This window comes from Labrys sp. WJW, from assembly GCF_001676615.1.
GTDB classification, from domain to species: domain Bacteria; phylum Pseudomonadota; class Alphaproteobacteria; order Rhizobiales; family Labraceae; genus Labrys; species Labrys sedimenti.
The window spans coordinates 1-20333 of the sequence record NZ_LYXZ01000059.1; the positions used below are offsets into that span (position 1 = coordinate 1).

Consider the following 20333-nt stretch of genomic DNA (forward strand, 5'->3'; position numbering starts at 1 on the left):
GTGTTTGCTTTCCCGGGCGGGCCCCCCGCCATGATCTCGGCGGCCACCGCCTCCACGGCCGTGCTGATGACCGGCCTCGTGCGCGACCACGGCGTGCAATATCTCTTCGCGGCCACCATCCTGATGGGCGTCTTCCAGATCATCGCCGGCTTTCTCAAGCTCGGCCGGCTGATGCGCTTCGTCTCCCAATCGGTGATGACCGGGTTCGTCAACGCCCTGGCGATCCTGATCTTCCTGGCCCAGTTGCCTGAGCTCGTGCATGTGCCGGTGGCGACCTATGGCCTGATCGCCCTCGGCCTCGCTATCATCTATTTGTTTCCCTATGTCACCAAGGCCATTCCGGCGCCCCTGGTCGCGATCGCCGTGCTCACCGCCATCGCCTGGGGGTTCGGGCTTGATGTGCGCACGGTGGCCCATCTGGGCGAGCTTCCCTCCGCCTTGCCGAGCTTCGGCCTGCCCGAGGTGCCGCTGACGCTGGAGACGCTCAGGATCTTGACGCCGGTGGCGCTCACCCTGGCGGCGGTGGGCCTGCTCGAATCCCTGCTCACCGCGCAGATCGTCGACGACATGACGGACACGCCGAGCAACAAGAACCGCGAATGCGCCGGCCAGGGCATCGCCAACATGGCCTCGGCCCTGTTTGGCGGCATGGGCGGCTGCGCCATGATCGGCCAGTCGGTAATCAACGTCTCCTCCGGCGCGCGCGGCCGCCTGTCCTCGCTAGTGGCCGGCGGCTTCCTGCTGGTCCTGCTGGTGGCGCTGCAGGACCTGCTCGCCATCGTGCCGGTCGCCGCCCTGACGGCGGTGATGATCATGGTCTCGATCAATACCTTCTCCTGGCGCTCGCTCCTGCAATTGCGCAGCAACCCCGTGCCCTCCTCCGTGGTGATGCTGGCAACCGTGAGCACCGTGGTGGCGACGGCCGACCTCGCCAAGGGCGTGCTGGTGGGCGTGCTCCTGTCGGGCGTATTCTTCGCCGGCAAGGTCTCACGTCTCAGCCGCGTGCGCTCGACCCTTTCGGCCGACGGCAAGGAACGCGTCTATCGCGTCGAAGGGCAGATCTTCTTCGCCTCCGCGGGCACCTTCAGCGATGCCGTCGACGTGCAGGAACCCGTCGAGCGGATCGTCATCGACGTCGGCGCAGCGCATTTCTGGGACATCTCGGCGGTCGGCGCTCTCGATCGCATCGTCCTCAAGGCGCGTCGCCACGGCCGGGAAGTCGAGGTCGTCGGCCTCAACGAGGCCAGCACCACCCTGGTGGAACGCTTCGCCGTGCACGACAAGGAAGGCCAGGCCCGCTCCCTGCCCTCGCATTGAGGCGCGCTTCGCAAGGCCTTCAAAATCAAGGGACTCGACCATCTCGTGATGGAAGAGTCCCTTTACCATGGCGGGCTCTTTTCCGGTCCGATGGAGCGCGATCAAAGACTCCGCTTGAAATGTTCTTGTTTTGTTCTAGTCTGAGCGAAACGGATCATTGCCATGACGATACGCGTTCCTCCTCCCCTCATTCCAAAGCATTTTCCAGAAAAGCCGACAGCCTTTTCGGCTGAGAAAATGTGTCAGAACAAGGGGCTGGAGAGAAATCGCGATCCCGTGGAATCGCGATTTTCTCTCCCCGGCCAACGGGCCGAGAAGCTGGCGGAATTGCGCGCCCTGCTGCCCCGGCTCGATCATGTGCATGCCGATGCCGGCGTGCTGCCTTTCGGCATCGGGACGATCGACGCGCGCCTGCCGGACGGCGGCCTCGCTCTGGACGGCCTGCATGAAATCGCGCCGCAAACCATTTTCGACAATGCCTGCGCCCTTGGCTTCCTCGCCTCCCGCCTGTCCCTGCGCCAGGCCAGGGGCCCTGTCTGGCTGGTGACCTCACCGCGCGGCATGGCCGGCCTTGGACGGCTCTACGGCCATGGCCTCAACGCGCTCGGCCTCGATCCCGCCGGGCTGGTCGTGGTCACGGCCGGCGACGAGACAGAAGCCGCCTGGGCCATGGAGGAGGTCCTGCGCTCCGGCGCCGCCGCGGCGGTGGCAGCCGTGACGGGCGGCGGCATGGACGCCGCCACCAGCCGTCGCCTCCAGCTCGCGGCAGCCTCCGCCCCCTGCCCCCTTTTCCTTCTGCGCCAGCCCTTGGCCGCACCTTCCCTGGCCGCGATCACCCGTTGGCGCATCGGCGCGGCCGCAGGTCCGCGCGATCGTTTTGGCCTTCTCACCGCCTGGCGCTGGCACGTTCGGCTCGAACGCAGCCGCAACGGGCAAAGCGGATCCTGGCTCATGGAGTATGACCATGCCTCGCATCGTCTCGATCTATCTGCCACGCTGGCCGATCCAGCGCTTTCTCGTCGCCCAGAGCAACACGCCAAGGTCGCCTGATACGATCGACGGCCATTATCCCTTCGTCCTGACGGTCGATGCCGCCGGCGGCCCGCGCATTTCAGCCGCCAGCAAGCCGGCCGAGACCGAAGGCCTGGCGGCGGGCGGGCTGGTCGCCGATGCGAGAGCCAAGGTGCCGGGCCTGCAGACGCGGCCGGCCATGCCGGAGGCCGATGCCAGGGCCCTGCACCGGCTCGGCCTGTGGGCCATGCGCTATACGCCCTCCGTGGCCCTCTATCGCGAGGCCGACGGGGCCGACGGCCTATTCCTCGACGTCACCGGCGCCAGCCATCTGGCGGGCGGCGAACAGGCACTCCTCGCCGACATCGTCAAGCGCCTGCGCCACCTTCGCCTCGGCGCGCGCGTGGCGCTGGCCGACACGCCGGGCACCGCCTGGGCTCTCTCCCGCTTCCATGCCCAGAATGGCTGCATCCTCGCCGAGGGCGACGATCCCGGCCCGGCCCTTGCCGATCTGCCCCTGGCCGCCCTTCGCCTCGACGACGTAACAGTCCAGACCCTGCGCCGTCTCGGCTTCACCCGCATCGGCGATCTCATCGGCAAGCCGCGTGCCCCCTTCGCCGCGCGTTTCGATGCGATCCTGCTCAAGCGCTTCGACCAGGCCATGGGGCGGCGCGAGGAAGCCCTTGCCCTGATCGAGCCGCCGCCGCTCTATCATCGCAGCCGCCAGCTCCTCGAGCCGGTGGTGAGCCAGGCGGCCGTGGTGCATGTCGCCGCGCGCCTGATGCAGGACCTGGTTCCCGCCCTCGTCACCGGCGGCGTGGCGGCACGCGCCTTGCAGCTGCGCCTGTTCCGGGTCGACGGCGAAGTGCGCACCATCCATATCGGCCTTGCCGCCGCCACCCGCGATCCGGCCCATATCGCCAGGCTGGTCGAGCTCGATCTGGAACGGCTGGGCGAGACCATCGATGCCGGCTTCGGCTTCGAGACGATCAGCCTGACCGCGACCGTGACCGAGAAATTCGGCCAGCGTCAGAACCGCCTGTCCCTCAAGGAAGGACGCCGGGATGCGCTGCCGGCCGATGCCGCCGAACGCCGGGCGGAGTTGATCGACGCCCTTCGCCAGCGCCTCGGCCCCGGCAGCGTGCGACGGCTCCATCCTGTCGCCCGCCACGATCCGGCTTTCGCCGAGGAGGCGCGGGATGCCGCCGATCCCGAACCCGCCTGGCCGGCGGCGAATAGCTCACATCAGCGGCCGCCTCTGTTCCTGGACCAGCCCGAGCCCCTGCAGATTCTCGCCACCCGCTCGGACGGCCTGCCCAATCATGTCCGCTGGCGCGGCTCGTCTCATCGCATCACCACATTGCAGGGACCGGAGCGCATCGCCGGCCCCTGGTGGGAGGCTGCTGCTCCGGTTCTGCCCGACAAGCCAGGCAAGGAGGACTATGGCTGGGGCAAGCTGGGGGAGGAAGCGCCTTCCCTCCCCGACAGCGAGAGCCCCAAGAGCCAGAAACGCAACCGTTTCGAGGACACGGAAGCCACGCGTGAGCGCAGCGTCCTGCTGCCTGCGCCGACCTACCAGGACTATTACGTCGCCGAGACGCAGACCGGCCAGCGCTTCTGGCTCTGCCATGACGGCCGGCAGAGCTGGTCCCTGCGAGGGTTGCTGGCATGAGATATGAGAGGGAGGCCGGCAGCGGCTATGCCGCCATGTCCGTCAGGGTGAAGGACCAGACGCTTCCTGCGGGTTTGCCGGCGCCTGTCCCGCCGGCCTATGCGGAGCTCGCCGTCACCACCAATTTCTCCTTCCTGCGCGGCGCCTCTTTCCCGCAGGACATGGTGAGGCAGGCCCAGAGGCTCGGCCTGGCCGGCATCGGCATCGCCGACCGCAACTCCTTCGCCGGCGTGGTCCGGGCCCTGCGCGAGGCCAAGAAACATCCGTCCCTGCGCTATTTGCCCGGCGTGCGCCTTGTCACCATGGATGGCTTCGAGGTCATCGCCTATCCCACCGACCGCGAGGCCTATGGTCGGCTCTGCCGCCTGCTCAGCGACAACAACAAGCGCATGGTGCGCGCGAAAGGCGAATGCCAGTTCGGCTTCGAAGCCATTCTCGCCGCCTGCGAGGGGCAGAGGCTGATCGTGCTGCCGCCCGACACGCTCGATCCCCTCTTCGTCGAACGGGTAACCAAGCTCGCCGAGGCAGCGCCGGGCTCCGTCTATCTCGCCGGTTGCCACCGCCTCAGAGGCGACGAGCCCCGCCGCCTTGGCCTGATCGCCGAGCTGGGCGAGAGGATCGGCGCGCCGATGGTCGCCGTCAACGACGTGCTCTACCACGTGCCGGCCCAGCGGCCGCTTGCCGACATCCTCACCTGCATCCGCGAAAAATGTACCTTGGCCGAGGCCGGCTTGCGGCTCGAAATCAACGAGGAACGCCATATCAAGTCGCCCTCCGAGATGGCCGTTCTCTTCGCGGATCATCCCGACGCTCTGGCACGCACGCTCGAAATCGTCGAAGCATGCACGTTCAATCTACGGGACTTGCAATACGAATATCCGGACGAGCCCATTCCTCCGGGCAAGACCGCCCAGCAGCATCTGGAAGACCTGGCCTGGGCCGGCGCCAGACGGCGCTTTGCCCGCGGGGTGCCGGAGAAAGTCGTCAATGCTGTCAGCGCAGAGCTTGCCCTGATCGCCAAGCTGAAATTCGCCCCCTATTTCCTCACCGTGCACGATGTCGTCGACCATGCCCGCAATGTCCTCGGCGTTCTCTGCCAGGGGCGCGGTTCGGCGGCAAACAGCGCCGTGTGCTATTGCCTGGGCATCACCGAGGTCAATCCGACCGAAACGGAGCTGCTGTTCTCCCGTTTCATCTCCGAAAACCGCGGCGAGCCGCCGGACATCGACGTCGATTTCGAGCATGAGCGGCGCGAAGAAGTCATCCAATACATCTATGAACACTACGGCCGCCACCGCGCCGCGATCTGCTCGACCGTGATCCATTACCGCTCCCGGCGGGCGGTGGGCGAGGTCGGCAAGGTGCTGGGCCTGACGCCGGACGTGACGGCGGCGCTGTCGAAGACGGTCTGGGGCATGGGCATGCAGACCTGGACACCCAGCCGGGTGCGCCAAGCCGGCCTCGATCCCGACAATCCGGTGATCCGCCAGGCGCTCCATTTCACCGCCGCCCTCACCGGCTTTCCCCGCCATCTGTCGCAGCATGTCGGCGGTTTCGTGCTCACGCGCGAGAGGCTCGACGACACCGTGCCCGTCTGTCATGCCACCATGGAAGACCGCACCTTCGTCGAATGGGACAAGGACGACATCGACGAATTGGGGATGATGAAGGTCGATGTGCTGGCACTCGGCATGCTGAGCTGCATCCGGCGCGGGCTCGAACTGCTCGAACGCCATTACGACCGCAATCTCGGCGCGATCGCGGCCCTGCCCCGCAACGACCAGGCCACCTATGACATGCTCTGCAAAGCCGATTCCGTCGGCGTGTTCCAGGTCGAGAGCCGGGCGCAGATGTCGATGCTGCCGCGGCTGAAGCCCCGGACATTCTACGACCTCGTCGTCGAGGTCGCGATCGTCCGCCCCGGCCCGATCCAGGGTGGCATGGTGCACCCCTATCTGCGTCGACGTGATGGCCTCGAAAAAACCGACCTGCCCATGCGGCGCGGCGGCGACAGGAACGAACTCGCGGAAGTCCTGGGCCGAACGCTCGGCGTTCCCCTCTTTCAGGAACAGGCCATGGAGATCGCCATCAAGGCTGCCGGCTTCACGCCGGACGAGGCCGATGGCCTGAGACGTGCCATGGCGACCTTCCGGCACACCGGCACGATCGGCAACTACAAGGAAATGTTCATCGGCGGCATGGTGCACCGGGGCTATGAACAGGCTTTCGCTGAGCGCTGCTTCAGCCAGATCGAAGGCTTCGGCGAATACGGCTTTCCCGAAAGCCATGCCGCCAGCTTTGCCGTGCTGGTCTATGTCTCGGCCTATATCAAATGCCACTATCCGGATGTCTTCTGCGCCGCCATCCTCAACAGTCAGCCCATGGGCTTCTACCAGCCGGCGCAGCTGGTGCGGGACGCCGAGAAGCATGGCGTCGAGATCCGGCCCGTCGACGTCAATTACAGCGAATGGGACTGCACGCTGGAACCGGCCAGCGATCCCACCAGGCACCGTTTCGCCGTGCGTCTGGGCATGCGGCTGGTCTCAGGGCTGAACAAGGACGAGATCACGGTAATGGCCGGCCGGCGCGGCAACGGCTTTTCCAGCCTGGAACGCTTCGGCACGGCAAGCGGCCTGCCGTTGGCGGCGATGCAGAAACTGGCGGAGGCCGATGCCTTCCGTTCTCTCGGCCTGGACAGGCGCGAGGCGCTCTGGGCGGTGCGTCGTTTCGAGACCATCGGCATCGGCGCCACCAGGACGAGCCGGGACATGCCGTTGCTGGCCGCCGATTTCGACGATGCCCTGTTCCCCGAGCCTGCCGTCGCCCTGCCCGTGATGTCGCAGAGCGAGCATGTGCTTGAGGACTATCAGTCGACGGGCCTGTCGCTCAAGGCCCACCCCTGCTCCTTCCTGCGCCCGCAATTGCAGCATCTCGGCGCCATCACCAACGCGGCGCATCGCGACGACAAGCTCAAGCAGGACAGCCTCGTCACCGTCGCCGGCCTGGTGGTGACGCGCCAGCGTCCCGGCACGGCCAGCGGCGTCGTCTTCATGACCATCGAGGACGAGACCGGCATCGCCAACATCATCGTGTGGTCGCGAACCTTCGAAAGGAATCGCCGCGCGGTGATGAATGCCCGTTTCGTCGCCATACGCGGCCGGCTGCAGCGGGCCAGCGACGTGGTGCATGTCATCGCCGAGGAAGTGCTCGACCTCTCGGCCGAGCTCGCCCGCCTGCGCGACATGCCGGACGGCCTGCCAGCTCCGCCGCCGGCCCAGCTCGAACTGAGCCTGTTCAAGAGCCGGGATTTCCATTGAGGGAGACTTCCACTGAGGATTTGGGCATGCCCGCCATCAGGGAGCAGATCCAGCTCGGGCTCGATTTCGGCCGGGAAGAGCCCATCGCCGTGCTGCGCCAGCGCCTGCTGGCAGCCTATGGCCCGCGGCGCGATGCTCGGCGCCACACGCCGCCCGAGCAATTCGTCAAGGCGCTGATCAGCTCGGAAACCTATGATTCCGCTTCCGAAAAAGCCTTCCAGGCCCTGTGCGAGCATTTCCATCCCCTCGACAGGCTGGGGCAGAGCGATCCCCGCGAGGTTCTTCAGCAGCTAGCCAACGTTACACATCCCGAGAAGAAAGCCAGCCAGCTGGTGGCTTCGGTCGGTCGCATCGTCGAGCAGCGGGGGCGGTTCGATCTCTCCCATCTCGCCGCGCTATCGGTCGAGGCGGGGATGGAACTGCTCGAGCGTTATGATGGCATCGGCCCCAAATGCGCGGCGGCGGTGCTCAATTTCTCGACGCTCAGGCGGCGTGTCTTCGTGGTGGACAGGCACATCAGGCGTTTCGGCGAGCGCTTCGGCCTGCTGCCCGACAATGCCAGCTTCACCAAGGCCCATCAGATCATGCTGCGCCTGATGCCGGCGAGCTGGGATGCCGACGACCTCTATGAACTGCACTGGCTGGTCAAACGCTTCGGCCAGGAGGTCTGCACCAGCCAGAGGCCACTCTGCCAACGGTGTGGGCTGGCGGATCTGTGCCGGCATGGATCCACCTTGCCGTCGACGATTCCGAAGCGATAGGTTCGATGCTGCCCTATGCCTTCGAAACCATGACGAATGAGACACAACTTCCTTCTCCCCTTGCGGGACCCGGCACTTCCTATGGAAGTGCCTTGGGTGGCGCGTAGCGCCGGATGAGGGGTGTCAGTACATATCCCAAAAGATCGCGTATCTCCCCTCATCCGCCCCTTCGGGGCACCTTCTCCCACAAGGGGAGAAGGATTCTCGCGCCTAATCCTGTAAATCTCAGCCCTTTCCCTGCGTCCGCTCCAGCAGGGACAGCCAATTCTCATGGCCGATCTTGTGCAGCAGGGCCTCAGAATATCCCGCGCCGCGCATTCTCTCGATCAGGCGCGGCAGGCCGGCGACGCTGCCGATGGCGGCGGGGATCACCGCGCCGTCGAAGTCCGATCCGAAGGCAACGCCGTCCTCGCCCAGGCGTTCGACCAGGTAATCGAGATGGCGCACCATGACGTCGAGATCGGTGTCCGCACGCATGGCGCCGTCCGGCCGCAGGAAGCAGGTGGCGAAGTTGAGGCCGACGACACCGCGGTTCTCCCTGATGGCGTCGAGCTGCCTGTCGGTGAGATTGCGCGTGGACTGGCACAGGGCATGGACGTTGGAGTGGGTGGCGACGAGCGGCGCCGTGCTCAACCCGGCAACGTCCCAAAAGCCCTTCTCGTTGAGATGCGAGAGATCGATCATGATGCCGCGCTGGTTGCACTGTTTCACCAATTCGCGGCCGATCTCGGTCAGGCCGGGACCGGTATCGGGCGAAGCGGGAAAGCGGAAGGGCACGCCATGGGCGAAGATGTTGGGGCGGCTCCACACCGGCCCGATCGAGCGCAGGCCGGCAGCAAAGAGCACGTCGAGGCTGGCGAAATCGGCATCGATCGCCTCCGCCCCCTCGATATGCAGGACGGCCGCGATCTTGCCGGCCGCCATGGCGGTGCGGATCTCGGCGGCGCTGCGGCAGATGGCGACATCATCGGGAAAGGCCCGCTCCAGCCGCAACATGATCGACAGCATGCCGACGGTCGAGGCCTGCGCCTTCTCCCAAGGCAGCAAGGACGGCAGCGGCAGATCATAGCTCGCGCCCTTCATCTCCTCATCCATATTGGTCGTCGAGGCCTGGGGCGGCGGGAACATGGCGAAGAAACCGCCGGCAAAACCGCCGGCACGCGCCCGAGGCAGATCGATATGGCCCGAACCGTCCCCCTCGCCAAAGGCAATCTCGGCCTGTTTCGCCTTGCCGGAAGCCAGATGCAGCAGCGTGTCATTATGGCCATCGAAAACAGGAACGATGGCTGACGGTTCGGCGGTCGAAGTCACGGGGGATGTCCTTCCAGGCAAGCGGTGACCGGAAAATTTCGACCGAGTCGCCGCGCCGGGTCAGACTGTCACTTCGGCTGACGCCTATCAAGACATAGCGCTTCGTGATTGGAACACATGCAATTGTTCGCAGGCCCCCCTGATCATCGCGGTACGCTGCGCTGTTGCGTCCGAGATGATCAGGCGGAGCAATGACCTTCCTTCTAAGGGTAGAGCTTGCGCGCCATCTCCGGCATGCGCAGATAAAACGGCTGCGAAGGCGCGTTCGCGTTGGCGGGAACCGTTTCATTCATGCTCGGCTTACCGATGCCATCGATCTCGGCCGATGGGCGGATCGGCGGCAGGGGCACGTTCTGGGGCTCGGGCTGACCGATCATGCCATGAAATCCGGCGATTTCATCGGGGTCCAACAGCAGCTTGCCGGCACCGACCTGCCCCATCGCGGTGCCTGTGATCGGCGGCGGCTTCCGCAGGCCCATGACGGCAAACATGGTGGCGATATAGGAATTGCTGTTGGTCGGAGCTGAAAGGCCGGAATCGACCAGCGTCAATTGATAGGGAATCCTTTTCGCATCGATCGCCTTGGAAGCAGCCGTCATGGCGCTCTCCACGGCAGCTTGCGGGCCGACATAGGCCGTGGTGGCTTCTTTTGAGTCTTTCAAGGCGTTGGGAGACTTGCGATCTTTTTCCTTTAAATGCAGCAGCCTATCGGTATCCCAGATATCGCTTTGGATGACATCGCCTAATTTCTCGCATCTCAACCTTTAAAAGCCTCAATTTAAACTACCATCCATTTCTATTTTAATTCTCAGCATATTTTCACTTAGATTTAAACATACCTCCGCCTTAATTGCAAAATTAATATATATTATACTCATTATTCATTATAATTATTACTTAAAATACCTACCTCGATATTCGCACACTATCCTGCATATACCAAGGCAGTGGCTTACATTCCACTTTTCTATCCTTCCCTAAACCCGATCGGATCTTAATTTCCTTATTTGGCGCAAGATTTTCTATACGAACTCGCTTAGAAAGTACCTTTCCATTTTCAAGATAGAATACACAATCCGTAAAGATAAAATCTATGTTTTTTGTACCGTAATTTCTCACTAAAACATAAGATCCTTCAACTGGATCATAAATTCTATCTCCTAATTCGTTAGAAATACGAACACTACAGCTCAATGTCGCAAAAGACATAGCAAGGGAGAACAGAAATTTCCCAACTGATTTCATATTCGCGCACTCCATAGCAACAAGTTATCCGAGTATCGCGGCCTTGTCAAATTTTGTTCTCTATTTGTTCTAATATGGAATGGCGGGCCGACGGCCCGCCCTCCTCTCTAGCCCCGCAGCGACTTCAGATGCGCCACCAGTCCCTTGGTCGACGCATCGAGGCCGTCGACGGTCGCGCCCTTGACCACCGGCAAGAGGCGCGAGGCGAGTTCCTTGCCGAGTTCCACGCCCCACTGGTCGAAGGAGTTGATGCCCCAGATCACGCCCTGCGTGAACACCTTGTGCTCGTAGAGCGCCACGAGGCGGCCGAGCATGCGCGGGGTGAGCTTGCGATAGGCGATGGTGGTGGTGGGGCGGCTGCCGGGGAATTCCTTGTGTGGAGCCAGAAGCGCGATCTTCTTGTCGTCGAGGCCTTGGGCCTTCAACACTGCCGTCGCCTCCTCCTGCGAACGGCCATGCATGAGCGCCTCGGTCTGCGCCAGGCAGTTCGCCATCAGGATGGCATGATGGTCACCCATACCGGCCTCATGCGGCTCGGCCGCGATGAGGAAGTCGGCCGGGATCACATTGGTGCCCTGATGGATGAGCTGGTAGAAGGCGTGCTGGCCGTTGGTGCCGGGCTCGCCCCAGACCAGGGGACCGGTCTCCGAGGTCACCGGCGAGCCGTCGAGATGCACGCGCTTGCCGTTGGACTCCATGTCGAGCTGCTGCAGATAGGCCGGGAAGCGCCCGAGTCGCTGGTCGTAGGGCAGCACGGCATGGGCGGCATAGCCCATGAAATTGCGGTGCCAGATGCCGATCAGGCCCATCAGTACCGGGATGTTCTTCTCCAGCGGCGTGGCGGCGAAATGGTGGTCGACCTCATGGCCGCCGGCCAGGAATTCCGAGAAGTTCTCCGGCCCGACGGCGATCATCAGGCCGAGCCCGATAGCCGACCACATCGAATAGCGCCCGCCGACCCAGTCCCAGAAGCGGAACATCCGGTCCTTGTTGATGCCGAAGGCCTCGACCGCGACGATATTGGTCGAGATCGCCGCGAAATGATCGCCCACCGCGGTCTCGCCGAGCGACTTGGCGATCCATTGCCGCGCCGACTGAGCGTTCGTCATGGTCTCGATCGTGGTGAAGGTCTTCGAGGAAACCAGGAACAGGGTGCGCGAGGGATCGAGGCGCGACAGGGTATCCGCCATGTCGGCGCCATCGACATTGGAGACGAAATGGGCGCGCGGGCCGTCGGCATAGGGCGAGAGGGCGCGGGCGCCCATGGCCGGACCGAGATCGGATCCGCCAATACCGATATTGACCACGTCGGTGAATTTGTCGCCGGTGGCGCCGCGCAGCTCGCCCGAGCGAATCTTCTCGGCGAAGGCGTAGCAGCGCGCCAGCTCCTCATGCACGTCGGGCACGACATTCTTGCCGTCGACCCGGATGTCGGCATCAACGGGCGCGCGCAGGGCCGTATGCAGCACCGCCCGCCCCTCGGTGGTGTTGATCTTGTCGCCCTTCAGCATCTCGTCCCGGCGGGTCTCGATGCAATGCGCCCGCGCCAGTTGCAGCAACAGGGACAGCGTCTCGTCGGCGATGCGATTCTTGGAGAAATCCACCAGCACGTCGTCGAGGGTGAAGGAGAACTTGGCGAATCGGTCGGGATCCGCGGCGAAAAGGTCGCGCGTCGTCGTCGAGGCCAGTTTCTGTTTGTGGGCTTCGAGATCCTGCCAAACCTTTGCGGCCTGTGAATGCTCCATATCCGTTCCCTTCCTCATTGTCCGAAGGCGTGCCAAACTGCGGGCTGTGTTTGTCGCCCGGAGCGGGGGCATAAATCAATATTGGAACTGAAGGCATATGACGATTTCAGACAACATCAAGGCTCTGGCAACCGAGGCGACCGAATGGCGCCGTGACATTCATCGCCACCCGGAGTTGCTCTATGACGTCGAGCGCACGGCCGGGTTGGTCGCCGGTCTGTTGCGTGATTTTGGCTGTGACCAGGTTGTCGAGGGCATTGGCCGTACCGGCGTGGTCGGCGTGATCAAGGGGCGCCCCGGTTCGCGCACGGTCGGCATGCGGGCCGACATGGATGCGTTGCCGATCCTGGAAGAGAGCGGCGTGCAATATGCCTCCACCGTGCCGGGCAAGATGCATGCCTGCGGGCATGACGGCCATACCGCCATGCTGCTGGGCGCCGCCAAGAACCTGGCCAGCACGCGCGATTTCAGCGGCAACGCCGTGGTGATCTTCCAGCCGGCCGAAGAGGGCGGCGGCGGCGGCAAGGCCATGGTGGAGGACGGCCTGATGGAGCGCTTCGCCATCGAGGAAGTCTATGGCATGCATAATCTGCCGGGCCTGGCGCCCGGGCATTTTGCCATGTGCCACGGCCCGATCATGGCCTCCAGCGACACGTTCGACATCGATATAACCGGCCGGGGCGCCCATGCCGCCCGCCCGCATGAGAGCATCGATCCGGTACTGGTCGCCGCCCAGATCGTCACGGCCCTGCAAGCCATCGTCTCGCGCAATGCCGATCCGCTCGACAGCGCGGTGATCTCGGTGACGACGATCCAGACTGGCGGGCCCTACAACGTCATCCCCTCCACCGCCCATCTGCACGGCACCTGCCGCGCCCTCACTGCCGGTATGCGCGCTCTACTGGAGAAACGCCTGACCGAGGTCGCGGAACTGACCGCGCAGGCCTTCGGCGCCAAGGCCAAGGTCACCTACCGCCACCAATATCCGGTGACGCGCAATCACGACACCCAGACCGATTATTGCGGCGAGATCGCCCGCATGGTGGCTGGTACGGCCGCTGTCGACACCGCCGCTCCGCCGATGATGGGGGCCGAGGACTTCTCCTACATGCTGGAGGCGCGCCCCGGCGCCTTCATCTTCATCGGCAATGGCGATAGCGCCGGGCTGCATAATGCCGCCTATGATTTCAACGATGCCATCATTCCCGCCGGAATCAGCTACTGGACGCAACTGGCGCAAACGCGGCTCGCCGGCTGAGTTCGCTCTTCCCCGGCCCCTATCTCAAGGAAACGCCCTGCATGTCCGATCGCGTCTCCCGGCCGACTCTGGCCGCGCCCGACGACGACCCCCATCTCCGGCTGGAGGATATCGAAGGCGGAGACGCCCTCGCCTGGGTCAACGAGCGCTCGCAGCGAACACTGGCCCGCTTCGGCACGGCCAGCTTCGAGCGCGATCGCGATGTCCTGGCTGCGATCCTCGATCGCCCCGACCGCATTCCCGGCATCGGCCGACGCGGCGAGTTTGTCTATAATTTCTGGACCGATGCCGCCAATCCGCGCGGTCTGTGGCGTCGGACCACCCTCGCCTCCTACCGGCAGGCGGAGCCGGCCTGGGATATCCTGCTCGACCTCGATGCCCTCGCCGCGGCAGAAGGCGAAGACTGGGTCTGGGCCGGGGCGTCGCTCGAACCCCATCAGCGGCAGCGCGCCATCCTCAGTCTCTCGCGGGGCGGCGCCGATGCGGCCGTGCATCGCGAATTCGACCTTGCGACACGCAGCTTCGTCTCGGGCGGCTTCACGCTGCCGGAGGCCAAGGGCGGTATCGCCTGGCTCGATGCCGACACGCTGCTGCTGTCCAGCGCGCTTGGCGAGGGCATGGCGACAACCTCCGGCTATGCCCGCACGGTGCGCCTGTGGCGGCGCGGCGAGGATCCCCTGAAGACAGCGATCGTCTTCGAGGTCCAGCCCCAATCCATGTCCGTCTGGGCCGGTATCGACCGCACCGACGGCAGCGAACGCATCTGGTTCCTCGAAAAGCCCGTCTTCTTCGAAACGCGTGGCTGGCTCGGCGACAGGAACGGTCCGAGCGAGGCCATCGACCTGCCGGCCGACTCGCACTGGGACGTGTTCGGCGACTGGCTGGCGGTGAAGCTGCGCACGGCCTGGACCCCGGCCAACACCCGCTTTGCCGGCGACACCCTTCTCGGTATTTCCCTCTCCGCCTTCCGGGCGGGCGACCGCACTTTCCAGGTGCTGTTCGAACCTGCCGAGCGCCGCACCCTGGACGGGTTTTTCTGGAACCGGGGGCAGCTCGTGCTGTCGATCCTCGACAATCTCCAGCCTCGTTTCGAGCTCGTAACGCCCGCATTGGAAGGATGGCGAAAGCACGCCATCGACGTGCTGCCCTCGACGGGAGTCGTGCATGTCTGGTCGCTCGACGCCGAAGAGGCCGACACCAATGGCGAAGTGATGGTATCGCTGCAGGACCCCATTACACCGCCACAAATGCTGCTGCTCGACGTGAGCAGGCCGGAGGCGGTGCAAAGTCCCCTCCTCCTCAAGCGCAGCCCCGACGCCTTCGACAGCAAGGGGCTGAAGGTCGCCAAGCACGAAGCCGTCTCGATCGACGGCGAGAAGATCCCCTACACACTGGTCGGGCCTGCCGGCGAGACCGGCGAAGCGCCGGTTCACCTCACGGCCTATGGCGGCTTTGGCGTTTCCGTGCTGCCCAGCTACAGCGCCTCGATCGGCAAGCTCTGGCTCGAACGGGGCGGCACCGCGGTCACCGCCAATATTCGAGGCGGTGGCGAGTTCGGCGCCCGCTGGCACGAGGCGGGCCGGCGCGAGGGCAAGCATCTCGCCCATGAGGATTTCGCGGCGGTGGCCGCCGACCTGGTCAAGCGCGGCATCACGCGGCCCGGGCGGATCGCGGCGGAAGGCGGCTCCAATGGCGGCCTCCTGATCGCGAACATGCTCACCCGCCATCCCGAAAAGTTCGGCGCCCTGTTCTGCACCATCCCCTTGATCGACATGCGGCGCTACACCAAGCTCCTGGCCGGTGCGAGCTGGATCGACGAATACGGCGATCCGGACAAGCCGGAGGACTGGGCCTTCCTGCAGAAGATCTCGGCCTATCACGTCGCCGACGCCGGCTCCTATCCGCCCATCCTGCTGGCGACCACCCGTCGCGACGACAGGGTTCACCCCGCCCATGCCCGCAAGATGGCGGCCAAGCTGGAAGCGCTCGGCCATCGCGTCCATTTCTACGAACCGGAGGCCGGCGGCCACGGCTATGGCAAGGACAGCCGGGAGCGTGCCTCCTTCATCGCCCTCGGCTATGCCTTCCTGCGCCAAGCCATCGGCTGGGAGAGTGAAATATGAGCGACCCGGTCCTGCCCGATTATGCCGACGTCGTCGCCGCTGCCGAACGCATCCGCGGACAGGCCCATCGCACGCCGGTGATGACCTCGCGGAGTTTCAACGAAGAACTCGGCGCACAGGTCTTCTTCAAATGCGAGAACCTGCAGCGCATGGGCGCCTTCAAGTTCCGCGGCGCCTTCAATGCCCTGTCCCGCTTCGACGAAGAGCAGAAACGCAGGGGCGTGGTGACCTTTTCCTCCGGCAACCATGCCCAGGCGATCGCACTGGCGGCCCGCATCCTCGGCATCCCCGCCACGATCATCATGCCGCATGACGCGCCGAAGGCAAAAGCCGAGGCCACCAAGGGGTATGGCGGCAAGATCATCTTCTATGATCGCTATACCGAAGACCGAGAGGTGATCGGGCGAAACCTGTCGCATGAGCAGGGTCTCACGCTGATTCCGCCCTATGATCATCCGGACGTACTCTGCGGCCAGGGCACCGCGGCCAAGGAACTCTTCGAGGAGGTCGGCGAGCTCGATGCCTTCTTCGTCTGTCTCGGCGGCGGCGGGCTGCTCGCCGGATCGGCCCTGGCGACGCGGGCGCTGTCGCCCAACTGCCGGCTCTACGGAGTCGAGCCGGAGGCCGGCAATGACGGCCAGCAATCCTTCCGCACCGGCCGGATCGTCAGGATCGATACGCCCCGCACTATCGCCGACGGTGCCCAGACCCAATATCTGGGATCCCACACCTTCCCGATCATCAAGCGCGACGTCGACGATATCCTCACCGTCTCGGATGCGGAGCTCGTCGAATGCATGCGCTTCGCCGCCACCCGCATGAAGCTCGTCATCGAGCCGACGGGCTGCCTCGGCTTCGCCGCCGCGCGCGCCGTGAAGTCGGAACTCGCCGGCAAGCGCGTCGGCGTACTGATCAGCGGCGGCAATGTCGATCTGGAGCGCTTCTGCGAATTGCTGGCGGAATAGGCCGGCTCTTGGCTCTTGGCTCTTGGCTCTTGGCTCACGCCAGCCGGGTCATGCCGTTCTGCAACCGGATGATGTTGATCAGGGTGCGCAAGGCCGGGTGATTGTGGCGCCGGCTCGAATAATACATGTGGAAGGGATCGCCATCCGAAGCCTGGTCGTCGAGGACGACCTCCAGGCTGCCTTCCGCCACCTCTTCGGCGATGCGCGCTTCCAGGACATAGGCAAGGCCGAGCCCGGCTTTGGCGGCCGTGATGGTGGTTGCGGTATCGTTGAGGGTGATGAGGCCGGGCACGCGCAGCCGGCATGCCTCCCCGCCGCTGCCCAGATCCCAGCGATAGGCGGTATTGTCGCCCAGGAGCAGTTGCAGGCAGACATGGCCGGCGAGATCATCGAGGGTCTGCGGCCGGCCGTGTTCCCTGAAATAAGCGGGGGAGCCGGCCACCACCCAACGCTGCGCCCCGGTGAGCGGCACGGCTATCATGTCTTCCGGCACGTGATGGCCATAGCGCATGCCGGCATCATAACCTTCGGCGACGATGTCGATGGGTCGGTCGTCTACCGCAACGGTCAGGCGCACATCGGGGCATTGGCGGGCGAATTCCGGCAGGGCCGGCGAGATCAACAGATGGGCGGCATCGCGGAAGACGTTGAGGCGCAACTCGCCGAAGCGTGCGTTTCCCGGCGCCTCCAAAACCTCCAGGGCCGAGCCGATCACATCGAAGCCTTCCTCGAGGCGCTGCGCGAATTTCAGGCCGAGACCGGTCGGCGAAACCGCCCGGCTGGTGCGGTTCAACAGCTTGGCCCCGAGCCGGGCCTCGAGGCGCCGCATGGCATGGCTGGCCGCCGACGGCGTCAGGCCGAGCTCGATGGCGGCCGTGGTGAAGCTGCGTCGGCGGACGATGGTCAGGAAGACGTTGAAATCGCCGAGATCCGTCCGCTCGAAAGTCGCCATAAATGAAATTTCTTCATTGCTTCTATGATTGCCATTCACACTAAACTATGAGCGCCCGGCATGCTCAAGTCCTATCCTGTTCCAGGATGTTAAACCGCTGGCACAGCCCATCCCTGGCGGGCCAGCGAAATGCAGGAATAGAACCATGAAAGAACGCCTGTTCGGCAAGACGGCACGCAACGTGTCGGAGATCGGCTTCGGTGCCTGGGCCATTGGCGGCTCCTGGGGTGATGTGCCGGATACCGATGCGCGTGCCGCCCTCCATGCCGCTCTCGATGCCGGCACTACCTTCATCGATACCGCCGATGTCTATGGCGACGGCCGCTCGGAGCGTTTCATCGCCGAGGTCCTGAAGGAGCGCTCCGGCCCCTGTCCCTTCGTGGCGACCAAGGCCGGGCGGCGCCTCTCGCCCCACACCGCCGACGGCTATAACAGGCAAAATCTCACCGCGTTCATCGAGCGCTCGCTGACGAACCTCGCCACCGATTGCCTCGACCTCGTGCAGCTTCATTGTCCTCCGACCGAGGTCTATTACCGGCCCGAAGTGTTCGGCGTGCTGGACGATTTGGTGGCCGCTGGCAAGATTCGCAATTACGGCGTCTCCGTCGAGAAGGTGGAAGAGGCGCTGAAGGCGATCGAATATCCCGGCGTCGTCTCGGTCCAGATCATCTACAACATCTTCCGCCAACGCCCGGCCGAGCTCTTCTTCCGAGAGGCGAAAGCACGCAATATCGCGGTGATCGCCCGGGTGCCGCTCGCCTCCGGCATGCTGACCGGCAAGATGAACGCCGCCAGCCAGTTCGCAGCCGACGACCACCGCGCCTATAACCGCAATGGCGAAGCCTTCGACAAGGGCGAGACCTTCTCGGGTGTCCCCTATGATGTCGCTTTGGCAGCTGTGGAGGAGATCCGGCCGCTGGTACCCGATGGCATGACCCTATCGCAATTCGCGCTGGCCTGGATCCTGGCCAATGACGCCATTACCACCGTCATTCCCGGCGCCAAGAATGCGGCCCAGGCCACTGCAAATGCCGCGGCCAGCGACGTGCCGGCTCTCCCGCAGGCAACGCTCGAAACACTGAAGAACCTTTACCAGCGTGAGATCGCCGGGTTCGTCCACCATTTGTGGTGAAGAAGACCATTTGTGGTGAAGAAGACTGGCCGGGCGCCGTTCGACGGTGCCCGCCCGCTGCCTTCGCGGCGCGCCAAGCCCCCGAGATCGCTTGACAAGGGCTGAGGCAAATGCGGGACTGTGCCCACAGGTTCTGCCTTCCGGTGCGGGGCAGCCGGCGGGGCATTTTCCATGCGTTTCCAGTCGCTTCTGGTGGCGGTTGCAGGGCTTCTGGCGGCCTCGGCCGCCGTGGCCCAGTCTCTCAAACCCGATGAGATCCTGAGTTCGGTCACGGTACAGCCGATCAGCGAGCCCAATCCGGTTCTCGGCGCCGATGGGCGCGTGCATCTCGCCTATGAGCTGCTGGTCAACAATCCCGGCAATGTATTCGTGCGGCTCGACAAAGTCGAGGCGATCGACGATGCCGGCAAGAGCCTGTTCTCCCTCCAGGGCGACGAACTGGCCAAGATGATGCATCTCTACAGCGGCAGGGATCGCCAGCTGCCGCCCGGCGGTACCGCCATCGTCTTCATGGATGTCGGCTTTGCCCGGGATGACAGGCTGCCGCGGCGGGTTTCCGCCCGTATCTCGGCCTTCCGCGAGAATGCGGGTGCGGACGGCAAGCCCACGCCGCTGCCGGCGGACGCGCCCATCTCGGCAAGCTACAGCTTCATCGGCGGCACGACGGCGATCGGCAAGGCGGCCGCGGTGGTCGAGCCACCCTTGCGGGGCGTGGGCTGGGTTGCAGCCGATGGTTGCTGCGACACCGTCACCGCCCATCGCGGCGCCGTCATGGCCGTGAATGGGCGCCTGCGTGTGCCGGAACGCTTCGCCATCGACTGGATCAAGCTCGACGCCAGCAGCCGCCTCTTCACCGGCAACGCCCAAGACCTCGCCAGCTATTCCTTCTACGGCGCTGAAGTCCATGCAGCCGCCGACGGCGTGGTGGTCAATCTCTACGACCAGGCCGACGAGCAGATCCCGAGCCAGCCGGCCCGCAGCATCGTACCCGCCAATATCGGCGGCAACATGCTGGTCACAGACATCGGCAACGGCGCCTACGCTTTCTACGCGCACCTGCAGCGCGGCAGCCTCAGGGTCAAGCTGGGTGATCATGTCAAAGCCGGCCAGGTCATCGGCCTTGTCGGCAATACCGGCAATTCCACCGCCCCCCATCTGCACTTCCAGTTGATGGACGGCCCCTCGCCACTCAATGCCAACAGCCTGCCCTTCGTGCTCACGCGCTTCTCCGGGCAGGGCGTGCTGGCGCCAGGGAACGAGGAGGAGCTCGAGCAAGGCGCGGTCGCCAGGATCGAACCACGCTGGCGTGGAGACCACGTCAATCAGCTCCCGCTGAACGACCAGGTCGTCGATTTTCAATAGACACGTTCTCCCTGGGAGCGCTCATGTTCATTCTGCTGCACCAGCTGTCGCTGCCCGTCATGTTCGCAACGGTGCTGGTGATCTGCCTGGCGATCACCTGGATCGTCATCGGCCTCGTCCGCCTCGCCATTGCCAGAGGCGGTTACGCCCCCGGCGGGCCAC

14 protein-coding genes are annotated in these 20333 nt (G+C 64.5%); 10 read left to right on the forward strand and 4 right to left on the reverse strand.

The window, feature by feature from the left end; genetic code table 11:
• The 5 genes from BA190_RS29420 to nth form a co-directional block, all read left to right on the forward strand.
• Positions 1-1317: SulP family inorganic anion transporter (locus BA190_RS29420; protein WP_068296495.1), on the forward strand; the 1317-nt coding region annotated here is incomplete at its 5' end.
• A 276-nt stretch (positions 1318-1593) separates the two neighbouring features.
• Positions 1594-2367 (forward strand): ImuA family protein, encoded by a 774-nt coding sequence (locus BA190_RS29425; RefSeq protein ID WP_082980119.1) that lies wholly within the window; start codon positions 1594-1596, stop codon positions 2365-2367.
• Positions 2282-4000 carry a DNA polymerase Y family protein gene (locus BA190_RS29430; protein WP_068296496.1) on the forward strand — a complete coding sequence of 573 codons (1719 nt, stop codon included), beginning with the start codon at positions 2282-2284 and terminating at the stop codon, positions 3998-4000. Before BA190_RS29425 ends, BA190_RS29430 begins: the two co-directional genes overlap by 86 nt.
• A 35-nt stretch (positions 4001-4035) precedes the next feature.
• Positions 4036-7317, forward strand: a complete 3282-nt coding sequence (locus tag BA190_RS29435) for an error-prone DNA polymerase (protein ID WP_068296537.1) — start codon at positions 4036-4038, stop codon at positions 7315-7317.
• Positions 7318-7343: 26 nt separating this feature from the next.
• A complete protein-coding gene (gene nth, locus BA190_RS29440; RefSeq protein ID WP_068296499.1) occupies positions 7344-8078 on the forward strand; it encodes an endonuclease III in 735 nt (244 codons plus the stop codon).
• A 225-nt stretch (positions 8079-8303) separates the two neighbouring features.
• Here nth and BA190_RS29445 read toward each other — a convergent pair whose 3' ends face one another.
• The 3 genes from BA190_RS29445 to pgi form a co-directional block, all read right to left on the reverse strand.
• Complete coding sequence (locus tag BA190_RS29445) at positions 8304-9389, reverse strand: dipeptidase (RefSeq protein WP_068296502.1); 1086 nt, start codon at positions 9387-9389, stop codon at positions 8304-8306.
• A 203-nt stretch (positions 9390-9592) separates the two neighbouring features.
• Entirely contained in the window at positions 9593-10150 is a 558-nt protein-coding gene (locus BA190_RS29450) for a hypothetical protein (RefSeq protein WP_156771756.1), read from the reverse strand.
• A gap of 591 nt (positions 10151-10741) precedes the next feature.
• Positions 10742-12379, reverse strand: a complete 1638-nt coding sequence (pgi, locus tag BA190_RS29455) for a glucose-6-phosphate isomerase (protein WP_068296510.1) — start codon at positions 12377-12379, stop codon at positions 10742-10744.
• A 97-nt stretch (positions 12380-12476) separates the two neighbouring features.
• On the opposite strand from pgi, the gene BA190_RS29460 reads away from it, so the two are divergent.
• Genes BA190_RS29460 through BA190_RS29470 form a run of 3 tightly spaced genes read left to right on the forward strand, consistent with a single transcriptional unit; the run spans position 12477 to position 16725 of the window.
• The gene (locus BA190_RS29460) at positions 12477-13637 is read left to right on the forward strand and encodes a M20 aminoacylase family protein (protein ID WP_068296513.1); all 1161 of its coding nucleotides are present in this window, start codon (positions 12477-12479) and stop codon (positions 13635-13637) included.
• Positions 13638-13678: 41 nt separating this feature from the next.
• Positions 13679-15760 (forward strand): prolyl oligopeptidase family protein, encoded by a 2082-nt coding sequence (locus BA190_RS29465; RefSeq protein ID WP_068296516.1) that lies wholly within the window; start codon positions 13679-13681, stop codon positions 15758-15760.
• Positions 15757-16725: a threo-3-hydroxy-L-aspartate ammonia-lyase gene (locus BA190_RS29470; protein ID WP_068296519.1), complete on the forward strand. Its 969-nt coding sequence runs from the start codon at positions 15757-15759 to the stop codon at positions 16723-16725. Before BA190_RS29465 ends, BA190_RS29470 begins: the two co-directional genes overlap by 4 nt.
• A gap of 34 nt (positions 16726-16759) precedes the next feature.
• Here the strand turns inward: BA190_RS29470 and BA190_RS29475 are convergent, their stop codons facing one another.
• Positions 16760-17677: a LysR family transcriptional regulator gene (locus BA190_RS29475; protein WP_068296523.1), complete on the reverse strand. Its 918-nt coding sequence runs from the start codon at positions 17675-17677 to the stop codon at positions 16760-16762.
• A 145-nt stretch (positions 17678-17822) separates the two neighbouring features.
• On the opposite strand from BA190_RS29475, the gene BA190_RS29480 reads away from it, so the two are divergent.
• Positions 17823-18809, forward strand: a complete 987-nt coding sequence (locus BA190_RS29480; protein WP_068296526.1) for an aldo/keto reductase — start codon at positions 17823-17825, stop codon at positions 18807-18809.
• A gap of 171 nt (positions 18810-18980) precedes the next feature.
• Entirely contained in the window at positions 18981-20171 is a 1191-nt protein-coding gene (locus BA190_RS37135; RefSeq protein ID WP_068296531.1) for a M23 family metallopeptidase, read from the forward strand.
• Positions 20172-20333 lie beyond the last annotated feature (162 nt).

Coding starts and splice junctions, on each gene's coding strand:
- BA190_RS29475 (WP_068296523.1), bottom strand. CDS start 17,677: ATGGCGACTTTCGAGCGGACGGATCTCGGCGATTTCAACGTCTTCCTG.
- nth (WP_068296499.1), top strand. CDS start 7,344: ATGCCCGCCATCAGGGAGCAGATCCAGCTCGGGCTCGATTTCGGCCGG.
- BA190_RS37135 (WP_068296531.1), top strand. CDS start 18,981: ATGCGTTTCCAGTCGCTTCTGGTGGCGGTTGCAGGGCTTCTGGCGGCC.
- BA190_RS29470 (WP_068296519.1), top strand. CDS start 15,757: ATGAGCGACCCGGTCCTGCCCGATTATGCCGACGTCGTCGCCGCTGCC.
- BA190_RS29480 (WP_068296526.1), top strand. CDS start 17,823: ATGAAAGAACGCCTGTTCGGCAAGACGGCACGCAACGTGTCGGAGATC.
- BA190_RS29465 (WP_068296516.1), top strand. CDS start 13,679: ATGTCCGATCGCGTCTCCCGGCCGACTCTGGCCGCGCCCGACGACGAC.
- BA190_RS29460 (WP_068296513.1), top strand. CDS start 12,477: ATGACGATTTCAGACAACATCAAGGCTCTGGCAACCGAGGCGACCGAA.
- BA190_RS29430 (WP_068296496.1), top strand. CDS start 2,282: ATGCCTCGCATCGTCTCGATCTATCTGCCACGCTGGCCGATCCAGCGC.
- BA190_RS29435 (WP_068296537.1), top strand. CDS start 4,036: ATGTCCGTCAGGGTGAAGGACCAGACGCTTCCTGCGGGTTTGCCGGCG.
- pgi (WP_068296510.1), bottom strand. CDS start 12,379: ATGGAGCATTCACAGGCCGCAAAGGTTTGGCAGGATCTCGAAGCCCAC.